Here is a 22,985-nt window from a genome sequence, read left to right on the forward strand (position 1 = left end):
AGATGTCGATGTGTTGCCTGACCCACCGCTATCGCGAGCAGGCTCACTCCTACAGGGGATCGGGTTTCAACGCAGGAGATAGGGGATCTCGACCTTGACGGCGCCCGTCGGGCAATCCTTCTCGCACGGCATGCAGTACCAGCATTCGTCGAACGCCATGTAGGCCTTCTGCGTTGCCGGATTGATCGCCAGCAAGTCCATCGGGCAGACATCCACGCACACGGTGCAGCCCTTTTCGGCGATACATTTATCCTCGTCCACGGTGACGGGCGCGTTGGAGCGGAAGAAGATTTCCTGAGCTTGATAGGCCATGGTTCGGACTCTCTTTTAGTAGTGCATCAAGCGGCGAAAGCGCCGACCCGCAAGCGGTCGTAGGCCTGCATTTCTTCAGCATCGAGCGGAATGATGTAAGGCTCGACGGCTTTCTTGAAACTGGTCATCTGGCCGTCATCGCCCTTCTTCAGGTGGCAATGGCAGAACCACTCGCTGTCGTTGCGCTGCGGATGGTCGACACGATAGTGGTACAGACCCCAGCGGCTTTCGGCGCGGAACAACGAGGCGCGCGCGGCCATTTCGGCGCAGTCGCGAATAACGCTGGTTTCCATCGCGCGCATCAGTTCGTGGGCGTTGTTGGCCTTCATCTGCTCGAGATCGCGTTCGATGTCGCTGAAGCGTTGCAGGCCAATCTGCATTTTTTTGGTCACTTTTGGCGGTTGCAGGTAGTCGTTGACGAAGCGCCGCAGCTTGTATTCGACCTGGGCCGGCGGCAGACCGTGTTCACGATCCAGCGGTGCGTAGACCCGGGCCTTCTCCTTCTCGATCTGCTCGTTATCCAGCGCAGAAAACTCGCGACCGGCGACAAAGTCGGCGGCGTTGTGCCCAGCGAACCAGCCATACGTGAACGCGCCAAGCATGTAGTTGTGCGGCACAGCGGCCATGTCACCCGCCGAATACAAGCCTTTCACCGACGTCTCGGCACGCTCGTTGACCCACACACCAGACGCCGAGTGGCCGCTGCAAAAACCGATTTCGGAGATATGCATTTCGACCATCTGCGTGCGGTAGTCGGTGCCACGATTGGCGTGAAACTGACCGCGACTCGGCCGCTCGTTGCTGTGCAGGATTTCCTCGATGTTCTGGATGGTTTCCTCGGCCAGGTGATCGAGTTTGAGGAACACCGGGCCGTTGCCGCTCTCCAGTTCCTGATGAAACTCCCACATCATCTGCCCGCTCCAGTAGTCGCACTCGATGAAGCGTTCGCCCTTGTTGTTCGCGGTGTAGCCACCCAGCGGGCCGGTGACGTAGGCGCAGGCCGGGCCGTTGTAATCCTTGATCAGCGGGTTGATCTGGAAGCACTCGAGGTTGGCCAGTTCGGCGCCGGCGTGATAGGCCATCGCGTAGCCGTCGCCGGCATTGGTCGGGTTTTCGTAGGTGCCCATCAGATAGCCGGACGACGGCAAACCGAGACGCCCGGCCGCGCCACAGGCGAGAATCACCGCTTTGGCCTTGATCACATGGAAGTCAGCGGTGCGGCAGTCGAAGCCCATCACACCGTTGACGGCGCCTTCCTCGTCGGTCAGCAACCGCGTGCAGACAAGGCGATTGGTGATGCTCACCCGCGCACGTTTCAACTGCCGATAAAGGACCTTTTTGATGTCGTGCCCTTCAGGCATCGGCAGCACGTAGGCGCCCATGTGGTGGACTTTTTTCACCGCGTAATCGCCGGTTTCGTCTTTCTCGAACTTCACGCCCCAGCGATCAAGCTGTTCAATGGTTTCGAAGCTGTGCGTCGCGTAGGCATAGACGGCGGCCTGATTGACGATGCCGTCGTTGGCGATGGTGATTTCCTTGGTGTACTGCTCCGGTGTCGAGTGGCCGGGAATGATCGCGTTGTTCAGGCCGTCCATGCCCATGCTGATGGCGCCGCTGCGTTTGACGTTGGCCTTGTCGACCAGCAACACGCGCAAGTCGCGGTTCTTTTCCTTGGCCTTGATTGCCGCCATCGGGCCAGCGGTGCCACCGCCGATGACGACGATGTCGTATTCCTGTTCGAGCACGTTGCGGGTCATGCCTGCTCCCCTTTTTGCCGGTCGATCCGCAGGCGGTACTGGAACGCATCGCCACGGTAGTAAAGGTGTTCGAAGTCCAGCGGCTGGCCTTGCGCGTCGTGGGTCAGGCGTTCGATGCGCATGATCGGTGAGCCGGGCTCGACGTTCAGCGCCTGGGTCAGGTCGCTGTCAGCCAGCACCGCGTCGATGGCCAGATCGGCGTGGCCGAGGGCGATGCCGCAGTCGTTTTCGAGGATCAGGAAGATGTCGCGGGTGACCAGATCGGCCTTCTCCAAGCGCTCGCCGACGGCTTTGGGAAGGTAGGTGATTTCCAGCGAGATCGGCTCGCGGTTGATCAGCCGTACACGTTTGATTTGCGTGACGATCTCGCCCTCGGCGACTTGCAAACGCTCGGCGACGCGCTTGTCAGCCGGGATGAATTTAAAGCTGCGCAGGCGGTTGATCACCTCATAGCCACGCCCGGTCATCGACTCGGCAAGGCCTTGCAGGCTGCTGACGTTCTGAAAGGTTTTCGGCTTGGCGACGAAGGTGCCTTTGCCGTGGATCTTGAAGATCAGCCCTTCCTTTTGCAGATCGCCGAGCGCCTGGCGCACGGTGATGCGGCTGACTTTGAACAGCGCACCGAGTTCGCTTTCGGAAGGCATCTGGCTGTCTTGCGGGTATTCGCCGTCGAGAATGCGCGCACGCAGGACGTCGCGTAATTGGGTGTGCAGAGGAACGCTACTGAGGGAGAGAACGTTATCGGTCATCACGGGATCACTTGTTATAACGAGTTATGACGTGATCTTAGATTTGTTATGACAAGGTTGAGAAATATTGTTTGGGCATAACCTTAGATGCAGGACACACGCGATTCACTGTGGGAGCTGGCTTGCCAGCGATGGCGTCCTGTCAGCCAACTGATTGGCTATCTGAACCACCGCTATCGCTGGCAAGCCAGCTCCCACAGGGGACGGTGTACGCATGGAGGATCAATGGCGTTTGAGGATCTGGTCCATGACCCAGTCGGTCTTGAGCGCTTGTTCGGCGACGGAGGGGTGTTGTGATTCGCCACGAATATGCGCATTCATGCCCAGCACGTGATGCCACTGAATGTGCTCGTGATGGGGGATTTCCAGGCTGATGTGTTCATCGGCCTGCAACTGCACCGGATGTTCATCAAACACCGAAAAACTGATCCGCCCAAGGCTGCCGATGATCTCGACCCGATCCTCACGTCGATCCGCGACAAAGCTCCAGCAGCCCATGCCCAACGCGCCTGACGCGAAACGCCAACTGGCGCTGACCGCGTCTTCTGCCGCATACAACCCGGCCTGACGCGCGGTGAAACCGGCGATGTCGACAATGTCGCCAAGCAAATACTGGAACAGGTCAAAGCCATGACTGGCCAGATCAGCGAAGTACCCGCCACCGGCTACCGCCGGATCGGTGCGCCAGTTGTCGCGACCGTCCAGATCTGCCGGCGATGGCGCTTTGGTCAGCGTCCAGCTCAAGTGCCGCACGTCACCAATGCGTCCCTCCTCCAACCATTGCCGCACCTGCGCAAAACGCGGCAATGAGCGACGGTAGTAGGCAACGAACAGGTGCAAACCGGCCTCGGCAAACGCCTGTTGCATCTCGCGACTTTGCCCGGCGTTCAGCGCCATGGGTTTTTCCACACAGCAATGTTTACCGGCCGCGGCGACTTTCAGGCTGTAGGCGTGGTGGCTGTCGGGTGGCGTGGCGATGTACACCGCGTCCACCTCGGGATCGTTGATCAGCGCATCGACATCGGTGTAGACCCGGGCGATGCCATGGCGCGCGGCGTAGTCAGTCACCGCCTCAAGCCGTCGGCCCATCACCGCCACCAAGGCCGAACCGGGCACCTTGTAGAAGGCCGGCCCGCTCTTGCGTTCAGTGACATCACCGCAACCGATCATACCCCAGCGCACCACGTTCATTTTTCAGTCCCTTTTTTCAAGATCAGCCAATGCGCAAAGCGCGCAAATCGAGGTGACCGTCCTTCAGCGGCGGGCACCAGTAGTAGCCGCCAGTAATCGGTCGGCTGATGCGATACAGGCCATCGGTGATGCCGTCTTCCAGACCGCTCATACGGCGCAGTTGCGTTTCGAAGGCATCCAGCGAGAAACCGAAAGCGAGGAACATCAGGCCGGCGCGATCACCTTCGATCCACGGCATCGAGCGGCGCACAACGAACGCTTCCGGCGCGAAGCTTTCCTGCGCGGTGCGTTTGACGTGGGCGGAGATTGGCGCGTCGTCGATCTCTTCGTTGTCACTGAGGCGACGGCCCATGATGTTGTCTTTGTCGTCGGCCGAAAGCTTGTGGAAACCCTTGAGGTCGTGCTGCCACTGCTGGATCGCGGCGAAGCTGCCGCCGATCATGCCGTCAGTGCCTGCACTTTGCAGAGCGGCAGCGATGGCGGCTTCGTCGTGCGGGTTTTCGGTGCCGTCTTCATAGCCAGTCAGATCGTGGCCGTCCTTGTGGCGGAAGGCTTCCTGCATTTCTACCAGGCGCAGGGCCGGGGCCAGTACAGCTTCGAGGGCGTTGCAGCGGTTGAGCAGGTCACCACGGTCGACGCCATGCAGCCAGACCCACAGCGCGTGTTGGGTCGACGGGTTTTCGACGCCAACGCCAGTCATGGCCGGGAAGCTGCGCAGGCCGTCGATCTGCACGTTGAGGGCCTTGGCCAGGGATTCGCCGAAACCGACCACCGCCGACTGGCCGTCTACCTGATTGATCAGGTTGTCGATCGCCTGCGGCAGCGCTTCCACCGACTCAAGGGCGAAAAACAGGTGACGTGCTTGCGCAGGAACTGGGGTGGCGAGAATGCCCGGCTGGTAGTAACTCATGTGAACTCCTTGGGAAAGTGCGCGGGAGTTTACCTGTGGCCGGAGGGTTTGTGTGGGTTTGGCGGGAGTCAAAAGCCCCTCACCCTAGCCCTCTCCCGGAGGGAGAGGGAACTGATTGGGGGATCTTGAGGATCTGCACCGACTTGAACGTGCTGTACCGAATCCATAATCGACATAAATCTTTCAGGTCGATGTATGACAAAAGACACTCCGGTCGGCCCTCTCCCTCCGGGAGAGGGCTGGGCTGAGGGAATGATCGAGGTGAGACACCGAATTGAGCGTGCACCTGTGAATCCATAATCGACACAGATCTTTCAGGTCGATGTAACTCGCAAGACGCCCCGGTCGGCTCCCTCTCCCGCCGGGAGAGGGCTGGGGTGAGGGAATGATCGAGGTGAGACGAATTGAGCGTGCACCTGTGAATCCAAAATCGACACAGATCTTTCAGGTCGATGCATGACGCAAGACACTCCGGTCGGCCCCCTCTCCCTCCGGGAGAGGGCTGGGGTGAGGGTTGGCGTCATTACGCCAGGCACTCGGACTCAACCCCGTCCAGCGCTTGAACGCCCGGCGAAAACTGCGCACATCGCTGTACCCGACTTCCTCGGTAATCCGCTCGATCGGCATATCGGGATTGGCCAACAGACTCAGCGTGCGCGCCTGGCGCACCTGTTCCAGCAGCGCCTCAAACGTCAGCGCATGCTCAGTCAACCGCCGCCGCAACGTACGACTGCTCATATTCAAATCACCAGCAATCTTTTCAATGTGGCTGCCGCTGCTCAGATCCCGGGCAATCGCCCGCTCCACAGCCTGAATCAGATCGAGTTTCTGATGCACCTGCGCTGCTTCCAGTTCCAGCAACGCAACGGCCTGACGCAGCGCCAGCGAATGATGATTGGGCAGATTCACGTCCAGCCACTGCGCATCGATCAGCATGCGATTGTGCAGACAGCCGAAGCGCACCTCCGGCCCGAGCAAACGCTGGTATTCGCTCAGATAATCCGGCGCGGCATGCACGAATTCCACGGCAATCGCCTTGAACTCAGCCCCCACCAGTGCGCGGCCATACACCAGCAGGCTGGCGAAAAACTCCTCGACCGCAAATACCTGCACATCGGCGAACGGCAAGCGGCACTCGGCATCGAGATGCACTTGACCGTCGACCACATCGACGCTGGACACCACAATTCCACCCGAGGTGTGTTGGTGACGAATCCCCAGCGCAAAGGCATCGCGCAAGGTCTTGCACAGCGACAGCACATGCCCAAGCAGACCCAAAGTACCGAGTACATTCTGCGCCCCGACCCACAGCCCCAAGCCCTGATTGGGCAGCACTTTGAGTGCGCGCTGAATCATCGCCACCGCCTGACGATAAGAAATCCGCTGCGCCGGATCCTGCAGATCCTCAAGGGTAAAACCCAGCCCACGGCACAGGTTCTGGGGATCGATACCCTTGTTCTGCGCAACTTCGGCGAGGGTTTGCAAAAGAAATGGCGAAACCAGCGCCAATTCAAAGGTCGGGTCTTGGACTTTTACGTTCATGGGGGCTGACATTCCGGATCACGCTTGATTGTTATTTTTGTAACCGGTTATGTCGAAGGAAGTTAGCACAGGGTTGGCCGACTGTCCGCAGAAGTCCCCCTAACTGTCCGCCAATACCCTGCCCCGCCGGGCGCCAAGCGCTTATTTCTATAGTGCCGGGCGTACTGCGTGCCGGCGTTGCGCCCAAAACACAATAATAATGAGGACGGATATGCACCCGAACCGCGCGACATTGCCCCTGCGCCTGGCCTTTTCCTTGCTGGGTTGCGCCGTGACCGTACCGGCGCTGGCCACCGAAGCCGGGGTCGACAACATCGGCACCGGCACCGACGGTTTCTTCATGCTGCCGCTGGAAGTCGACAGCCTTCCGGAGAACATGGTTGCGTTCAACCTCTACTACAACCACTACAAGGCGCGAAAGCTCAACATCAGCTCGTTCGGCGGCAAGGTGCCGAATGTCGAAATCGAGTCCACCGCGGTGATCCCGCGCCTCGATTATTTAAGCCCGGTGCGCATCTTCGGCGGACGCTTGGCCGGCTACATCGCCCAGCCCTGGCTGAAGCAGGAAGTCTCGGTGTTCGGCTTGAGCGACACCCGCGAAGGCATGGGCGATACCACCTTCGCACCGATCATTCTGTGGGACATGGGCAAGCACCTGACCCTCGGTGCCGCCGTGGAAGTCACCGTGCCCACCGGCGAATACAGCGTCGATCGACTGGCCAACACCAGCAACAATTTCTACACCTACAAACCGTTGTTCTCGTTCACCTGGCTGCCGACTGAGCGCACCGAAGTCTCGATGAAGACCACCTACAGCTTCAACGAGAAAAACAAAGACACCGACTACAAGTCCGGGCAGATCTTCCACTTCGATTATTCGGCCAGCTACAAGATCACCGACGACCTGATGCTCGGCATCAACGGTTACTACCTCAAGCAAACCACCGACGACAAACAGTTCGGTCACACCGTGCAGTTTGCCGGGCAGGACGTCGATGACGGCGTGCGCGGCCAGGTCTTCGCGATTGGCCCGGCGCTGCACTTCACCTTTCTCAAGTACGCCAGTGCGGAGATTCGCTGGGCCAAGGAATTTGATGTGGAGAACCGGCCGGAGGGGGAAATGTTGTGGGCGAAGGTGAGTATTCCCTATGCGTTCTGAGTGCATTTGTAGGAAAGCGCACCTGGATTTGTAGCCTGAAAACCTGAAAACCGCATGGGTGGAATACGCCTACAGCGGCGGTCGAGATTACCGGACAACAGAGGGAAACGTCTGGCAGATTTAAAGGGTGTGCTTGCAGATACTGGGCTCCGTTATCCCATGGCTCCTCAAGGGCTCATGGGAAGCATCGTCAGCCAGTGACGACAATGGGCCGTTCCCGCCTTAGACTGCTTGAAATTGATCACGGAGGTCATATGAGCATATTGCTTTCCCCGTTTTATTCTGAGTTCGAATCCGAAGAAGAGGCAGAGAGCTACGATCGCTGGTTTCGTGCCAAGGTGCAGGCTGCACTGGATGATCCTCGCCCGGGCATTCCCCATGAGGAAGCCATGGTGCGGCTCGACCAATTATTAGAAGAGAAACGCAAGAATCGACTCGCTGCCGCTTGAATGGAGCGATCAGGCTCTGGACGATCTGGCTGACATTATCGATTACATTGAACAACACAATTCCAACGCTTCAGCGGCTTTGCAGCGCAAGGTGGGTGCAGCAACGCAAAGGCTTTCATCAATTCCCTTTGGTTACAGGTCCGGCCGAGTGCCAGGCACTCGGGAAATGGTGGTCAATTCAAACTATCTGCTGGTCTATCGAGTGAACGGGCGCATCAAAATCCTGACGTTAGTCCACACCCGACAACAATACCCACGAACCTCATAAATATAAAAAAAGGGCGACCAACCGGCCGCCCAAACGTTCTACACGAGAGTCTTTTACAGCGTCAGTTGCCCACGCTCCTCCTCGGTCAACTGCTGTTTCGCCTGATCATCCAGCGCCCCGGCGCCCAACACCTGCACCGGGCTGTTCGGGTTGTAACCCGGGGTCGGTGCACGGCTGGCACCATCACGTGAAGGTGCGAGTTGTTCGTTGCCGAAACTCAACACCTGCACGGTGAACACCGACGCCTGATTCTGCCGCGACGCTGCTTGCTGCTGACGCGCCACGTCTTCCGCCGCTTGCGTGGCTGACGACGCCGCCGAACTGGCCGAAGTAATCGCCCCGGTATTCACCGCCGACACTACCGGCACACCGGTCGCCTTGCCCTGCACCGAGATGTTGGCGGCGTTGACCACCGTCAGCGCGGCGATGTTGACGTTGCCCGAGACACGAATCCCCGCCTCGCCCGCATCAATCGTGCCCAGCGGCGCGATCAGGTCGATGTCGCCCGGTGCCACTTCGGCGATCGGGTTGAGCGTGGCAATCCCCGCGCCGGTGCTCGGCACCGACGGCGACAAGGTCACGTTGCCCCAGCTGTCGTAGACGCGTTTCGGTGGGGTGTAGACCACGGTGGTTTTCGAGCCACGACCGGCGTTGATATCGCCCTCGGCCGACCAGCCGAGAATCGAACCGCCGAACGTGGTCATGATCCGGCTCTGGCCGAGCAAAATGCTGCCCTGCGAATAGAGCTGAATGTTGCCCGAACCCTGAGTGATGATCCCCGCTGTCGACGGTGGCGCCGCGCCTTCGATGCCGAACACCTGACCGCCGCCCGGCGTAAGCATCTGGATGTCGCCGCCGAACAGGGTCTTGACCCCTGCCCCGCCGTACATCGTGATATCGCCGTCGTAACGGATCGAATTACCCGCCACATCGCTGGTCGGGAACAGCGCCGCAATCGCGTTGCGACCGCGTAGATAACTGCCAGTGCGCGGGCCATCGACGTCGTTGTATTCGAGGCCGCCGGCACGCAGTTCGGCGAAGTACACCTGGCGGGCGAAGATCGCCTGTTCGGTACTCGGCAGTGCGGCGAAGAGGGCTTGCGCCTGTTCTTCGCTGCCGCTGAAGCCGTAGCCGAGGGTCAGCCAGCTCTGCAACTCGTCCAGGTAGGTCTTGACCACTTTGCCCGGTTGCCCGTTGAGGGAAGCGTTCGGATCGGCCAGGTTCTGCGCGTTAAGGTAACGCGCAATGAATCGCGTGTAGTCCGGCCCCTGCACTCCTGCGCCGGCCTGCAACACGATGCTTGCCCCCGATCGGCTGTCTCCCGCCGTGATCGGTCCGAGGCTGGTAATAGCGGCCTGATTCTCCATCAGGATGTTGCGCCCGGCATTGACATCCAAAAGGCCCGGGCCGGCGATATCGAAGCTGCTGTAGAGAATGTCGCGCCCGGCAGATACGCGCGAGACATCCCGCGGGTCGTTGTGAATGAACAGGTTGCCGGTCGAACTGACGTTTTGTCGGGTTCCGCCCAATTCCTCATTCGGCGCGATTGTCGGCTGCCCCAGGAAAGTACCGGACGCGACGATATCGCGACCGGCCATCATCCACACCGGCCCCGCCGCTTCATACCAGGTACGAGCGGACGGGGAAAAACTCAGCGTTTCGCCGCTGCGTAAACCGACCAGATCACCAGTCAAGGCATAGAAACGCGCCGGGCCCTGTACATCGCTTAACCCCGAGAAGGTGTCGGCGCCAAAGGCAAACAGCGGATAACGCAGGTTTCCCTTCGGGATCACACCATCGGGGCTGTAGTTGCTGACCAACGGCACGTTCGCGCTGGCTCCGTATCCCGAGAAGGCAGGCGCAAAGGGGGTCGCAATGGCTGCCGGGCTCGCGCCGGACTGATTGATCGCATAACCGCCGGCGTAGATGGAGTCACCGGCCAGCAACGACAGTTGCCCGTTTGTCGAAGGCGCCAGCAATAACGAGTACCCCACCGCCGGAAACAGATTGCTTGATGCACCGAAAGCGGCCGACGGTCCCGCATAGATGGAACCCTGGCCTGCAACGGCCCGAAGAATCGAGGGGTATACAAAGCGACCATCAGTCGGCGAGCTGTTCATTCCACTTACGGTTTGAGACGACGTCGTGATGACTTCAGCCATCTGTGTGCTCGGTGTGAGATTGCCTCCGGCGGAAAACAGATCGATGGCCGTGTGCCCGGTCCACAACGAGAAGCCGCTCAGTCCACCACCCGCATGGACCTCGCCATTGTCAGTGGTGAACGGCGTGGAGTTCTGCAGCCTGACCCGACCCGGATCCGCCGCGCCCCCTATCACCAGGTCGCCGCGTGTGCTGATGCGCATCCCCGAATCACCCGGTATCAAGACCACGCCACCGCCGGCCGCTCCGGTGCTGGCACTGAACAAATCGTAGGCTCTGGTTTCCCGGGCGTCCTGCTGGAATTGCTCGACGCCATATTGCAGGTTGATCGCACCCGCAGCAGCGCCGGTCAGCTGTGCCGCACCCCGTAGATTGATCAGGGCGCCTTGAAGGTCGTGTCGCGGCGGTGTCGTGCCGTTCTGCCCCGACCTCGCCTGCAATGACGGATTGAGCATGCCGCCAAGACGAATGTCCATGTCGCCACCGCCGGTCAACTGCAGGCTACCGTCAGCGCCAACGCGGCCGGTGCTGCCCACTGCCACGATCAGTCCCTGACTGCGGGGGTTAAGCAACTGATCGCCTATGGCCCTGAGCATGCCTGCATCCGCGCCAGCGCGCAGGCTGATATTGCCGCCGCCCAACGTGCCGAAGCCGGTGAACCCGACCAGGTACGACCCGGTGTCGGTGCTCTGGTCCGGCAAGGGCTGCGTGGCGTAGCTGCCGAAGTTGATCCACCAGGCCGTAGGCAGATCCGCCTTTGCGTCGCCCTGACGCCAGAGCCAGTTGCCCACAGCAACGCTGGGGACCTGTTCACGCAGTGGCGCGTTCATTGCGTAGCTGCGCCGCCCGAGCGTGTCCCCCGACACCGAACCACCGGCACCGATCGTCAGGTTGCCGCCCATCTGCGGATACCACGCCTGATACAGGCTTTCTGAACCGCCATTGACCCATTTTTCGTAAGCGCTGCCGGCGCTGCCCAGTACCGATCCATCGTCAGACAGGCGGCCGCGGGCCTGGTTGAAACGTGAATCGACATCGCTGGACTGAGTGCCCGCCGTATAAACGCCGAACGGTGAGTCCATGCGCAGATTGCCCGCAGCCATCAAATCCAGATCGCCAGTACCGGTGCGCAGCACGCTGAACATCTGCGAGTGGGGATTGGCGGTTATCCCGCCCTTGTTGGCCAGGCAGTTCCCCGGATCGATGTCGCACCAGAACAGATCGTCGTCACTGACCGGGGTTCCGGCGGGTATGCCCATCATGTTGCCATCCGCCCACAGGAACTTGGCCGGTGGGAGACAGACCCCGGGAATCAGATCGCACCAGAAACTGTCCTCATCGCTGACGACGCTGCCCGCCGGATACCCCAACGGGTTATCCGCCGACCAGGTGCTGTCGAGCTTTTTCTCGGTGACGATAATCCCGAGGTGAGTGTCTGCCAGCCGTAAGTCACCGCCACTGGTGACGGGTTTCACCACACGACTGTCAGCGGCTTCCAGGTCGGCACCTGCAACTATCCGCATCGACCACGATGCGCTGCCCGACGGCAACATGCTCGCGATCGCCCAGTTCGCGCCCTGGCGTGTACCGTTCAATGAACGAAGTTCGATAAAGGGTGTGTCGGCAGCCAGCACCACATCGGTCATGGACGGAATCAGGGAGCCGCGCAGCAGCGCCAGCGACCCACTCAACTTCGCCCCCACCGCACGCTGTTGGTCATCCAGAACACTGGGCAGCGGCACGCCTTTTGGCCAGAGCATGGCCTGCATCCCGGTAGCCTGAGCGAGTCGGGTCCCGGCGCCCAGGCGGCTGCCGGCCGGCAATATCACACTGTCATTGAGCAGCGTTCCGGCGCCATACAGCAGGTTACCGGAGGCATCGTGTACGGCTGCGCTCAACACGGTGCCGGCCGGCAACGTGTAGGGGTCGGCGAGCACGCCCTCGGTGGGCAACAGCGTACCGCTGGCGAGGACGGCGGCCTGGATCGGCAAGTCATAGTTCAGCTTGACGCCCGCTGGGAACAACGTGCCCTCGGCCAGCGTCACGCCCGCCCCCGGCACAATCAGATCGCCGCCAAACGGCTGGACGCCCGGCAGCAGTTTCCATCCCGCATCGTCCACGGTTTCCGGTGGCGGCGCGAAGCCATCGTTGATGCTGCCGTAGATGTCCAGGTCACCCCCGGCTCGAATCACCAGGCTCCCCGCCTCGCCAGAACCGTAGAGCGAAGTTCTGCCGGTGTTCGGGTTGAGACTGGCGTAGCGATAGCCGGACAAGTCCAGATCGCCCTGCACCACCATATCGCCGTCGGCGGTTTTACTCGCAATCTCTACACCTGGTCGCAAATGGAAGGCATCGGCATACCCCGCATTGTTCAACCCTGCCAGTTTGCGCTGCAACAGATCAGCGTTGCCCAAGGCTGCGTTGATGAACAGGTCGTTGTCACCGTGGATGCGGTTCAGGTAAGCCTGGTCGATGATTTGATAAGGCCGACCGCTGGCCGCCGGATCTACCCCGTCGGCGGCATCGGTATAGCGGCGCACGGCATTGAGCCCGATGGACCGCGCACCCTGGATGATCAACGCGCCACGGGCATCGATGGCGATGTCATCGGCGCCCAGTCGCGGTGCGTTCAGTTCCAGTGTGCCGCGCAGGCGACCGTCATTCTGACCCGCCAGGGTGCCGACTGCCGCGTCCGTGCCATGGCGCAGGTCTATCCGTGCACCGGGAGCGAGGGTCAGCAGGCCGTCGCCGGAGCTGAGCTCGACCATGGCCCGGTTGGGCGCGTCGATAATCTTGCCGTAACTGTCGACCCGCAGTACCCGACCGTGAGCATCCAGTACCGCGCCGCCCGCCACATTCAGGCCATGGGCGGCCGACAGGCGAATATTGCCGACACGTTCGCCGCTGGCATCGACCAGGCCGTTCACCGTCAGGCTGCCGTTGTCCACCGATACCGAGACCTCGCCCGCCTTGAGGCCATCGCCGATCACCAGGTCGCCCTGTTTGAACTGGAAGCTGCGACTGCCGAAGACTTGCCCGGCGTTCAAGCGTTGGTTGAGCGCAGCAAACTGTTCATTCAGCGCTCCACCCAGGTGTTGCGCGCGTATGTCCACGCCAGCGGATTTGTAGGGTACCCACGTGCCGCCGGCATCGTAATGCCCTGTACTGCTGCCACGGATTTCGCCTTGCAGATCGACCTCGCCCGCGGTGTCTGACAGTGCCACGACACTCAGATTGCCGGCCTGATTGTTCTGCGCTGACAGATCGATGCGCGAGCCGGCCGCCTGACGAATATTGCCGTCGCGGCTGTACAACGCCACGTCGCCGCCCCAGCTGTACTGATTGATATCGTTGAATGGCAGGGTGCGGCCCGCCAAGTCTAGGGTAGCCCCGCTCGTCAGGGTCAGATCGCCCTCGGCCTTGACCTGCAATTTGCCGCTGGCCAGCGCAATCCGGCCGTCGAGCACCACATTACGCCCCTCCAGCGTCAGTTCGGCACCCAGTGCATCGGCGGGCGCCACCCCGGTCGGCCCGCTCAATACCAGACTGCCGCCGGCCTTGAGCGCATTCACCGAGCCGCCCTCCCCGGTCAGCAGAGGTGTGCGCAGGTTCAGGTTGCCGCCGCTGTAGAGATAACCCTTGATCGGGTCGTAAGCCCCCTGCGTTTCATAAACCGCGAGGCTGCCCTTGTGGTTGGCGGTAATGCGGTCACTGGCGTTGAGGTTGACGTTGGCAAAGCCCAGCGCAAGACGAGCGTTCTGATCCAGGCCGTTGGGTTGGGAATAAGGGCCGTAGCCAAAATCGATGCGCTGAGCCTCGATGTTCAGCGTGCCGTGCCCGGTGCCCGCACCGCCGCTGGCCACGGCCCCGGGCGCCTGAGTGGTGCCGTTCCAGATCAGGTTGGCCGTGCGGATGGTCGCCACGTCGCTCGTATCCCCCAGGCCGTAGATGGCCGGGGTCGTGATCATCAGATTCTGCAACCTGCTGCGCCCGGTCTGAGGATCCAGAGTGTCCAGCGCGACGCTGCCGTAGAAGTTGAACGCGTCGCGAGTGGTCAGGCTGAGCGTTTCCAGGGCTGGCGCAGCAAACTGAGTATCGCCGCGCAGCAACCGGTCCAGCACGCCCTGATTCAACGTCAGGCCGGCAGGCAGGCGACCGACCGCCGCCAGTGTTTCAGTGGTACCGATGTTGACCGCACCCACAGCCAATGCCAGGTGACGGGTGCCGAAACGCACCGCTTCGGCCAGTTCGAACTGATTGTTGGTGGCCGCGGTAATGCTGCCATTCGAATAAAGCATCGCCGGATTGGCGCATGCCTGGCGATCGCAGGTACCGATGCGGATGCTGCCAGACGCAGTGCTGACGTTGACCTCTGGCGCCAGCACATTCGTCCAGCCGTTGGACACCACCAGCAGACTCGCGGCGCCGGGCTGATAGACGAAACCGCTCAAGGAGTCGTACGGCACCTCGCCGCGTCCCAGAGAGTTGACGCCGGCACCGGCCTCGACCGTGATGGCACCGTCCCCACTGTTGGTCCAGAGCAGCACTTCGGGTGCTGAAAGCAGCGCACCTTCACGCAAGGTGATGTTGTAGGTACTGCCCGTGAAACTGACGATGTTACCGGCCGTGCCGTAATTCACCGTCGGGGTCGCACCGATCGCCAGACGAGAAGCGCCCAGCCGGTTGAGCGTATCGGCATTCAGCGAGACGCCGGCAAAGCCTTTCGTGGCTGACTGCCCGGTGGCGAGAATCTCAAAGCTGTCGCCACTGCCGCCACGAATCACCGCCGTCCCGGCCACGCCTCCCTTGGCGGCTGCGAAGGCGATCCGGCCGTTGAAGTCCAGTGCGGTATCCTGCTTGCCCCCCGCGATGACAAACAGGTTAAGCGCTTTAGCGTCCATGGGCGCCAGCGCACGCGGAACACCCCGGCGCGCCGCATCGCTGACGATGAACTGCTCCAGAGTGGTTTCGTTGTATTGCGAGTAACGCCGCAACACATCCGCCGATGTCACGATGACCTGGCTGGCGAGGTTGTCCCGCACACCGGTATTGGCAATCGACATCCGCGCACTGCTTGTCCACGAGCCGTTGCGCATTGCAACCGCGCCGTTGGTGGCGCCCGGGGCGGCCTGGCCGTTCACTTCCACCCGGAACGCGCCCGGCAGCAACGTGAAGGTGGAAGGCAACAATGTATAAGTGCCTGCCGCCAACCCTGGCACGCCGCTGCCCAGGGTGATCTGCTGACCGATGCGCGGATCGACCGCTCCCGCTTCCCCCAGTATCGGTGCGTAGGCACTCTGATCGCCCGGGACAATGGCGTACACCGGGTTGCTGGCCAGCCCCGGCAGACTGAACGTTCCATCGCTGGCATTACGCACCAGTGGACTGAACCGCGCATCGGTGGAGCCACCGCGACCGGAGACAAACCCGGCACCGCGCAAATCTCCGCCGCCCGACAGGTCGATCAACGCGCCGGACTGCACATCCACGTACTGCGAGCGCAGGCTCACCCCGGCGCTGTCGCCACTGATGCCTTTCAATATGATCGGCGCGCCGTTGTAAAGGTATTCGATACCGTCGGTGGTGCCGCCATAAGGCATCACCAGACCGGCCGCACTGACCGACGTCGTACTCCCGGGCAGCAGGCGCAGTTCCTGGGTTTTGGTCAGCAGATCACCCAGACTGATGACGCCCAGAGGCGCACGCAGAACACCGCCCTGATCGATCCGGCTGGCGCTCATCGCCAGCGTGCCAAACACCGAGTACGGCAGCGCTGTCGGCGCCGGACCCTGGCCAGTGATGCGCAATGTCCGATGGGTATCGGCGAGAGAACTCTGACTCTGATAGCCGACCCGGACTTCGGCCGAGACCCCGCTCGCAGGGTAGATCTGCGCGGCGCGCAGATTCAGGTCCCCCGGTGTCCACAACTCTGACTTCACCTGGCCACTGGTGGGCGCAAGAAACCGCACGTCCCCGGTGCTGGTCAGCGATACCTGGTCAAAGCCGCGACGGCTGACTTCAACCGGGGCGTCGTTGTTCTGCAAGATCGACCCTTGCGCGCCGAACGACAGGCTGTTGGCAATATCCAGTACGTTGGCATTGACGTTGAACTGCGCCGGCGAAACTTGCGCAGTCGGACTGTTCAGGACCCGGGGACGAATGGTGCCCACCACACCGTAATAAGTCCCCACACCGGACAGCCGCACCGAAGGCGCTGATAGATTGACCCGCGTCGAGTCGCTGGAAGTCTGCGCCAGGGACAAGGCCCCAGCATAGAGATTCAGACTCTGATTCATGTGCAGGTCGACGTCGCCGTCAAATGACAAGAGGCCGTTGCTGAACACGCTCAGATTGTCGAATCCGCCCGACATCAACGTATCGGTGCTCAGGCGGGCATGCCCGTAACGAAGAGTGTTCGCGGCGTCACCGGGCTTGAGGTCCACGGGCAACACTGCATCGCCCGGTCCGTGACCAATGACGATTTCCCGAGCTCGCAGAACCTCGGCACCCGCCTTCTGCGTAGCGTACAGCGGGGTCTCCAGAGCTACCTCCAGCCGTCCGCCGGCAGCACCGCTGCCACCTGAAGCGGCGCGCAATTGACCATTGATCCACAGGCCGTTATACGAACTCAGGCTGATACGTCCGCCATCCGAGGCAACGCGGGTCGGACCCTGCCCGGAGATGTCCAGCACGGCCTGCGTCCCGGAGGCATCCAGACGTGCACCTTCGCGCACAATCAGAAATGCATCGGCCGCCGTCGCCGTCGCACGCTTGGGATCGATTTCGCCGCCGATGATAATGCTGCCGCCCTTGTCGACCTGACCGTAGACCCGACCCGACGCATCGACCGCCGTGTGGGCACGCCCCGCGACGTCCAGCAGCGCCTGCTCGCCGATCCAGATCGAGCGGTTGTGCGCCTTGCTGTCGGCTTGTTGCTGTGAAGTGGCAACGTCGATCGAGCCGAACTGTTGCTGACGTATATCCAGGGTTCCGCCCCAGGCCTGCAGTTCGCCTTCCAGGGTGATCTGCCCGGTCCCGCGCAGATTGATCCGTTGTCCGGGATCGACCGTGATGCGCGATCCGCGTCCCAGCGTCAGGGTGCTGGCGGTGTCGAACCGGTCGAGTTCACTCGAGCCGGCTTGCAGCGCCAGACTCGCACCGGCGCGCTGACTGAGTACGCCCTTGAGCGGGTCTTCCTGATAAAGCGTGGGTGTCCACCGCTCCATCGCCTGGCTCGGGTCGACCCCGCTGACCGGATTCAGCGTTGTGTCGGCAAAACGGTAGACCGGCATCGTCACATCGATTTGTGTGCCCGCCGTCACCTCCAGACCGTTCAGACCGGTAACCCGGTAGGCAGAGAAACCGTTGTCGAACAACTCGGGCGTCAGCTGCAAGGCATGTTCGGGCAGCGTGTCTGCGGACGCACCGATCCGCACCCGATTGGCCTGAATAGCGAGCGTACCGCCGCCCGTCACGCCATGACCGAGAATGTCGCCGGCCATCGTCAGATGCGAATCGCCCAGCGCAGAAATCGCGCTGGACTCAAGACTCACGTCGCCACCCTTGCCGCCCCGGGTCTTGCCATTGGCCAGAATCGCACCACCGGACGACACATCGATCAAGCTGCCCGTCGCCACATCGATATCGCCACTGCTGCGGATCGAGACCCGGCCTCCGTTCAGGTATCCGAGACTTGCCACATCGTCCGGATCGGTACGCAGATTGCTCCAGAGACCACGGGTGTCGAGGCGTACATCCCTGGCGATTGTCACCTGCACCGGTTCACCCGCCGGTGCAGCAATCAGCATGTCGTCAAGGGTGCTGCTGCGCAGCTGGTTCAGCACGTTGCCCAGATTCAGACTGCCGCCGCGCGCCGTCAGATCGGCCGCAACACGGACATCCGGTGCGTACAGCGTGATGTCACCCCCGGTGTCTACCTTGAGCGCGTCGTTGACTTCAATCCGCTCAAGCGCCGAAATCTTCAGTGCGCCGAGATCAAAGCCATTGAGCTGGCCGGCGTCGAGAAACAACTTGCCCTGACGGTCTTGCGCGACGGCGCCGTTCAGATCCCCGGTGAATTCCTCGTCCCGCCGTTCGCCGCCGATCAGAACCTGATCCAGCAGCGGATTGAGGGTGTAGCGCAATCCGCCGGACGCCGCCTGATAGCTCGGCAGATAACTGCCGACAATCAACTGCGCGCGCCGTGCCAGCGCAGTCTGGCTCTGCTCATAACCGTCGATGACCGCACGCGGCGCCTGAGTCTGTCGTTCACCCTGGAAAACCTCACCCAGCAGTTGCCCGTCCAGCACCGCGTTTCCAGTGCTGACCACCAGTTGCCCGGCATCGCGACCCACGGTGTAACCCGACTCTGTACGACTGGACGGTGCAATCAGCGGGTTGTAGAACGTGCGGGTCTGGCCCCACCGCTCACTGTGATCCTCGTAGCCCTTGTACAAACCGTTGTAGAGCTGATCCCCCGGCGCACGCGAGACTTCATAAAGACGACCGTCTGCACCGCGCAGCCAGCTCTGTCGAATCTCGCCGCTTTGCACATCGAGGGTGCCGCCGGACAGGTTGATCAGTGATCCTTTACGCGTGACCACGTCGTTGCCGGCAAAACTCACTGTGCCGCCCTGCGCCATCCACTCGCCGATGCCATGCCCCTGGGTGCCCAGATAACCGCCGACTTCCAGCAGGCCACCCGCGGTGTACCAACGGTCCGTCGCATAGCCATTGGTGCCGGCCGGCACGTAGACCAGTTCACGCACATCGACCCAGACATCGCTACTATTGAGCGCGCCGTTCTCGCGATTGACCGACGCATCGCGCTGCTCGTTGCCCTGCACGTTGATCTTGATGTTGTTCGATTCCATCGCCACCTTGACGCCGACAGCGCCGGCAACGTCGATCACCGCGCCTTCGCCAACCAGGCTGCGACGCTGCGCGGTGACAGCGACCTGCCCCCCGGTGGCCAGGGTGATCGAACCGTTCTGGAATTCGACACTGCCGCCGCTCTGGAGATCGATACGCGACTGATCGCCGCGAATCCTGTTATTGAGGTTGACCCCGCTCAGGGCCGCCTGATGCTGACTGTCCAGCGCCGTCAGGTCGCTGCTGTCGAGCATGACCGCCGTGACACTGCCGGGCGCCAGGGTGACGCTGCCGCTCGTGTCACTCGCCGGATTGAGCAGGTGAATGGTCCCGCGAGTGGCGACCGAGGTGCTGCTCAGCAACACGCCGCCCTGCTCCACTTCATGCCCGGTCAGGGTGATGTCACCCGTGGCAGCCTGAATCAACCCGCTGTTGCTGACCCGGCCGCCAATCTCGCCAGCCTTGAAGCCGGGCGTGACTTCGTTGCCAAAGGTTGTCGAAAACGTGTTGCCTTCTGTGCCTGAGCCTTTGCGGATGTAAAAACGATCACCGGCACCCAGCACGGTCTGGCCTTTGGCGGTGTTGAGGGTGCCGTCATTGACAACGTCTTTGCCGAGCAACAGCGTATAGCCACCGGCGTCGGTCGAGACGACGGGCTTGTGGGTTTCAATCAGCGCACCGCGCTCCACCAGCACCTTGCCGGCGGCATCGCTGAACGTCGGCTGGCTGCCGTTGCTGTCGAAATACAGACCACGATCCCGGAACTGGATGTCGGTGATATTGGCGGCGGCGGCCACCAGGTTGCGCACATTGACCTGGCTGCTGCCGCTGAACACGATGCCGTTGCGGTTGATCAGCATCACCGTGCCGTCGCCCTTGATCTGGCCCTGGATCTGACTGGCGCGTGCGTTCGGATCGTTGACACGGTTGAGCACGGCCCAATTCGACTGCTGAGCAAATTCGACTGTGGTATTTCGCCCGACGTTGAAGGTCTCCCAGTTGAGAATGGCCTTGTCGGCCGTCTGCTCGATCTTCACGTTGGTCTTGCCATCGGCTTGCGTCTGCTGCGGGCCTTTGGCGTTCAGCCAACCCTGAGTCAGGCTGTTGTCGACCTTGAGGCCGCCCTCGCCCAGCCCGTCCGGAACGGTCTGCAGACTGCCCAAGGCCACCGCGCGCCCGGCAGCCTGAGCCGCCTGCTGTGCGGCAATGGCCGCCACGGTGTTGTTGAGGGTCTGCAACGAGCGTTGCAGTTGCTGGTTGGCTTTTTGCTGCTGCGCCAAGGGTGGCGTCATCCCCGGCAAACCAGCCGCACCGGGCCGGGCGGCCGCGGCTTGTTGCGCAGCGCCCTTGGCCGCGAACCAGCCAGAGCTGAACGCGGTCGCCGCCTCGGCACTGCCGGCTACCAGACACAATGCCACCGCGTGCGCCAGGGGCTTGAGCAACCACAGCGCCGGATCGGCAACGTCACGCCTGAAAGTCTGGCCGGGGATATTGCGACGGGATGGGCGAGCGAGCATCACTACGAGATCCTTTTTGATTGCCACACGAAGCTGCAGGCCAGCAAAAACCTGCTGTTACGACATAGGCTGTTGGCGAGGGCCACGACCGAACGGATGTCACACAAACTTCATGATTGAGGTGTAAATCGGCCAAAAAAAATGGCAGCAGCCCTAAGGCTGCTGCCATTTCATTGTGCGTGTAGCAGGACTTACAAAGGACGACCCACGCCGTTGCAGACGCTGGCGTTGTTGATGTCCAGGTTGTTGCCGGAGGAGTTGGTGATGAAGTTGGCGGTCACAGCGTTTTTCCAGTTGGTTGGAACCGGAATGAAGCCGTGGGCAGCGGTAGCAACAGCGTTGCCTGGAGTGCTGTAGTGCTGGGTCAGGAAGGCCTTCACGTCAGCGGCAACAGCGGCGTCCTTGTAGCACTGGCCGAAGATGAAGTTGGTGTAGGCCGCCATGGCATAGCCGGTCCCTGGGTTGGCTACGACCGGTACCCACTGCGCCGGGTTGGATGGAGTGGCTGGCAGAGCAGCCGATGACAGGGCAGCATTGACGTTGGCGCTGGTAGGCTGAACACCGTTGATGCGCGCCACTACGGCGTTGCTCGACGCGTTCACACCGTCCGGACCGACATAACCGATCGAACCGTTTACAGCGTTCACGGCGGTAGCGACGTCAGCCGTGTTGACCACACCTACCCAGTTGCCCGGCAGCGGAGAGCCACCCAGACGAGCGCTGGTAAAGGTAGTGTTGACGGCGAACTGGCCAGGGCACACCGAGTTCAGGTGACGAGTGAGAATTTCAGTGGTGCCGCTGGAAGCCGTGCGATAGACCACGCGGATCAGGGTCGGGTCGGTTTTGGCGTCGTTGTTGAGCAGTTCACCCCAAGTGGTCTTGGCACCGGACAAGGCGTCGCACAGTTGCGCGCTGGTCAGGTTGAGGGTGGTGTTGCCAGTCTTTTTGTAAGGGATCGCTACCGAGGTGGCAACCGATGGCAACTGAATCAGCGGGCCGTAGGAAGTACCGAAGTTGGCGGTGTAGTTGCTGAGTTCCGTAGCGTTGAGAATCGAATCGCTGGCAGCGAAGTGCACAGTGCCGGTGGTGCCGAATTGCGAAGCGGTGTTGGAGAGGAAAGCACTTTTGCCGATGCCGCTACCGGTTACGGCGTAGCTGAAGTTGGCAGGCAGGATGCTGTTGGCAGAACCTTTGTACAGAGCGGCAGGCAGTGAAGCGCCACCACCGGTTACGGCCATGGCCTGGGCGGATGCCAGAGCGGCGACGGTCAGTGAGGCTGCGATCAGAGTGCGCTTGAACATGAAGAATCTCCTTTTCAACTAGGTTTGGGAACACAGGTTTTCGGGTGATTTGCATGACACTGGGAGGACTCACCGGGGCCCTCGCTAGCGTTGGCCTTGGTTAAGTCGCACTGAGAAATTCGCAGTTTCCGGTGACAGATAAAGGAAAAAACCTCGGGAGCTGAGAGCTGTTTCCGAAGGGATTTTCTCGGGTGTTTGTCGGGTGTCGCGCAGCGTCTGGATCGGGGGTTTGGCTGAATCGGGCTGGAGGCGTTGGCGGGTGGTTGCAGATGACAGAAAGGAGAACCCGAGGATGGTTCTTTTGAGGGTCGGGTGATGCTGAAGTCTTGGGAAAAAATCTGGATTATTTATTTCCCCGACTGGCCTCTTCGCGAGCAAGCTCGCTCCCACAGGGATTGATGTTGTTAATGCAATTTACTTCACACCACCGAACACTGTGGGAGCGAGCTTGCTCGCGAAGGGGCCCGATCAGACACCATCAAAACCGGCTACTGGACCAGTTGATTGATCTCAATGATCGGCAACAACACCGCCATCACAATCACCAGCACCACCCCGCCCATCACCACGATCATCAGCGGCTCCAGCAGCGCGGTCATGCCCATCGCCCGCCGTTCGATATCCCGCGACAGGGTTTGTGCCGCGCGCTCAAGCATCGGTGGCAACGAGCCGGTTTTCTCACCGCTGGCGATCAAGTGAATCAGCACCGGCGGGAACACATTCTCCACGCGCAACGCGGCGGCGAGGTTGACCCCTTCACGCACCTTGGCCGTGGCCTCAGTGACGCTCAGGCTCAGGC

General features: G+C 61.4%; 12 protein-coding genes. 3 read left to right on the plus strand and 9 right to left on the minus strand.

Translation table 11 applies throughout. From position 1 onward, the window contains the following. Nucleotides 1-66 precede the first annotated feature (66 nt). From ACW9IR_RS22250 to ACW9IR_RS22275, 6 genes are all read right to left on the minus strand, one after another. Entirely contained in the window at nucleotides 67-312 is a 246-nt protein-coding gene (locus tag ACW9IR_RS22250; protein ID WP_007959413.1) for a 4Fe-4S dicluster domain-containing protein, read from the minus strand. A gap of 26 nt (nucleotides 313-338) precedes the next feature. Continuing rightward, a complete protein-coding gene (locus tag ACW9IR_RS22255; protein WP_102901953.1) occupies nucleotides 339-2,069 on the minus strand; it encodes a fumarate reductase/succinate dehydrogenase flavoprotein subunit in 1,731 nt (576 codons plus the stop codon). Further along, nucleotides 2,066-2,818 (minus strand): GntR family transcriptional regulator, encoded by a 753-nt coding sequence (locus tag ACW9IR_RS22260; protein WP_457465139.1) that lies wholly within the window; start codon nucleotides 2,816-2,818, stop codon nucleotides 2,066-2,068. Before ACW9IR_RS22260 ends, ACW9IR_RS22255 begins: the two co-directional genes overlap by 4 nt. A 222-nt stretch (nucleotides 2,819-3,040) precedes the next feature. After that, nucleotides 3,041-4,009: a Gfo/Idh/MocA family protein gene (locus ACW9IR_RS22265; protein ID WP_457465140.1), complete on the minus strand. Its 969-nt coding sequence runs from the start codon at nucleotides 4,007-4,009 to the stop codon at nucleotides 3,041-3,043. 22 nt (nucleotides 4,010-4,031) lie between these two features. Further along, the gene (locus tag ACW9IR_RS22270) at nucleotides 4,032-4,919 is read right to left on the minus strand and encodes a Dyp-type peroxidase (RefSeq protein WP_457465141.1); all 888 of its coding nucleotides are present in this window, start codon (nucleotides 4,917-4,919) and stop codon (nucleotides 4,032-4,034) included. 444 nt (nucleotides 4,920-5,363) lie between these two features. After that, a complete protein-coding gene (locus ACW9IR_RS22275) occupies nucleotides 5,364-6,461 on the minus strand; it encodes an AraC family transcriptional regulator (protein WP_457465142.1) in 1,098 nt (365 codons plus the stop codon). A gap of 211 nt (nucleotides 6,462-6,672) precedes the next feature. Here ACW9IR_RS22275 and ACW9IR_RS22280 point away from each other — a divergent pair, with 211 nt between their 5' ends. From ACW9IR_RS22280 to ACW9IR_RS22290, 3 genes are all read left to right on the plus strand, one after another. Beyond that, nucleotides 6,673-7,620: a SphA family protein gene (locus ACW9IR_RS22280; protein WP_457465143.1), complete on the plus strand. Its 948-nt coding sequence runs from the start codon at nucleotides 6,673-6,675 to the stop codon at nucleotides 7,618-7,620. 254 nt (nucleotides 7,621-7,874) lie between these two features. Continuing rightward, a complete protein-coding gene (gene relB, locus ACW9IR_RS22285) occupies nucleotides 7,875-8,069 on the plus strand; it encodes a type II toxin-antitoxin system RelB family antitoxin (protein WP_102901959.1) in 195 nt (64 codons plus the stop codon). Nucleotides 8,070-8,115: 46 nt separating this feature from the next. Beyond that, nucleotides 8,116-8,337 carry a type II toxin-antitoxin system RelE/ParE family toxin gene (locus ACW9IR_RS22290; RefSeq protein WP_256661311.1) on the plus strand — a complete coding sequence of 74 codons (222 nt, stop codon included), beginning with the start codon at nucleotides 8,116-8,118 and terminating at the stop codon, nucleotides 8,335-8,337. A gap of 53 nt (nucleotides 8,338-8,390) precedes the next feature. Here ACW9IR_RS22290 and ACW9IR_RS22295 read toward each other — a convergent pair whose 3' ends face one another. The 3 genes from ACW9IR_RS22295 to ACW9IR_RS22305 form a co-directional block, all read right to left on the minus strand. After that, nucleotides 8,391-20,885, minus strand: a complete 12,495-nt coding sequence (locus tag ACW9IR_RS22295; RefSeq protein WP_457465144.1) for a filamentous haemagglutinin family protein — start codon at nucleotides 20,883-20,885, stop codon at nucleotides 8,391-8,393. A gap of 191 nt (nucleotides 20,886-21,076) precedes the next feature. Continuing rightward, entirely contained in the window at nucleotides 21,077-22,186 is a 1,110-nt protein-coding gene (locus ACW9IR_RS22300) for a substrate-binding domain-containing protein (RefSeq protein WP_095049840.1), read from the minus strand. Nucleotides 22,187-22,674: 488 nt separating this feature from the next. Further along, nucleotides 22,675-22,985, minus strand: a 311-nt coding sequence (locus ACW9IR_RS22305; RefSeq protein ID WP_457465145.1) for a type II secretion system F family protein, incomplete at its 5' end; no start/stop codon positions are given.

It is taken from the genome of Pseudomonas sp. SDT291_1_S447, assembly GCF_054070155.1.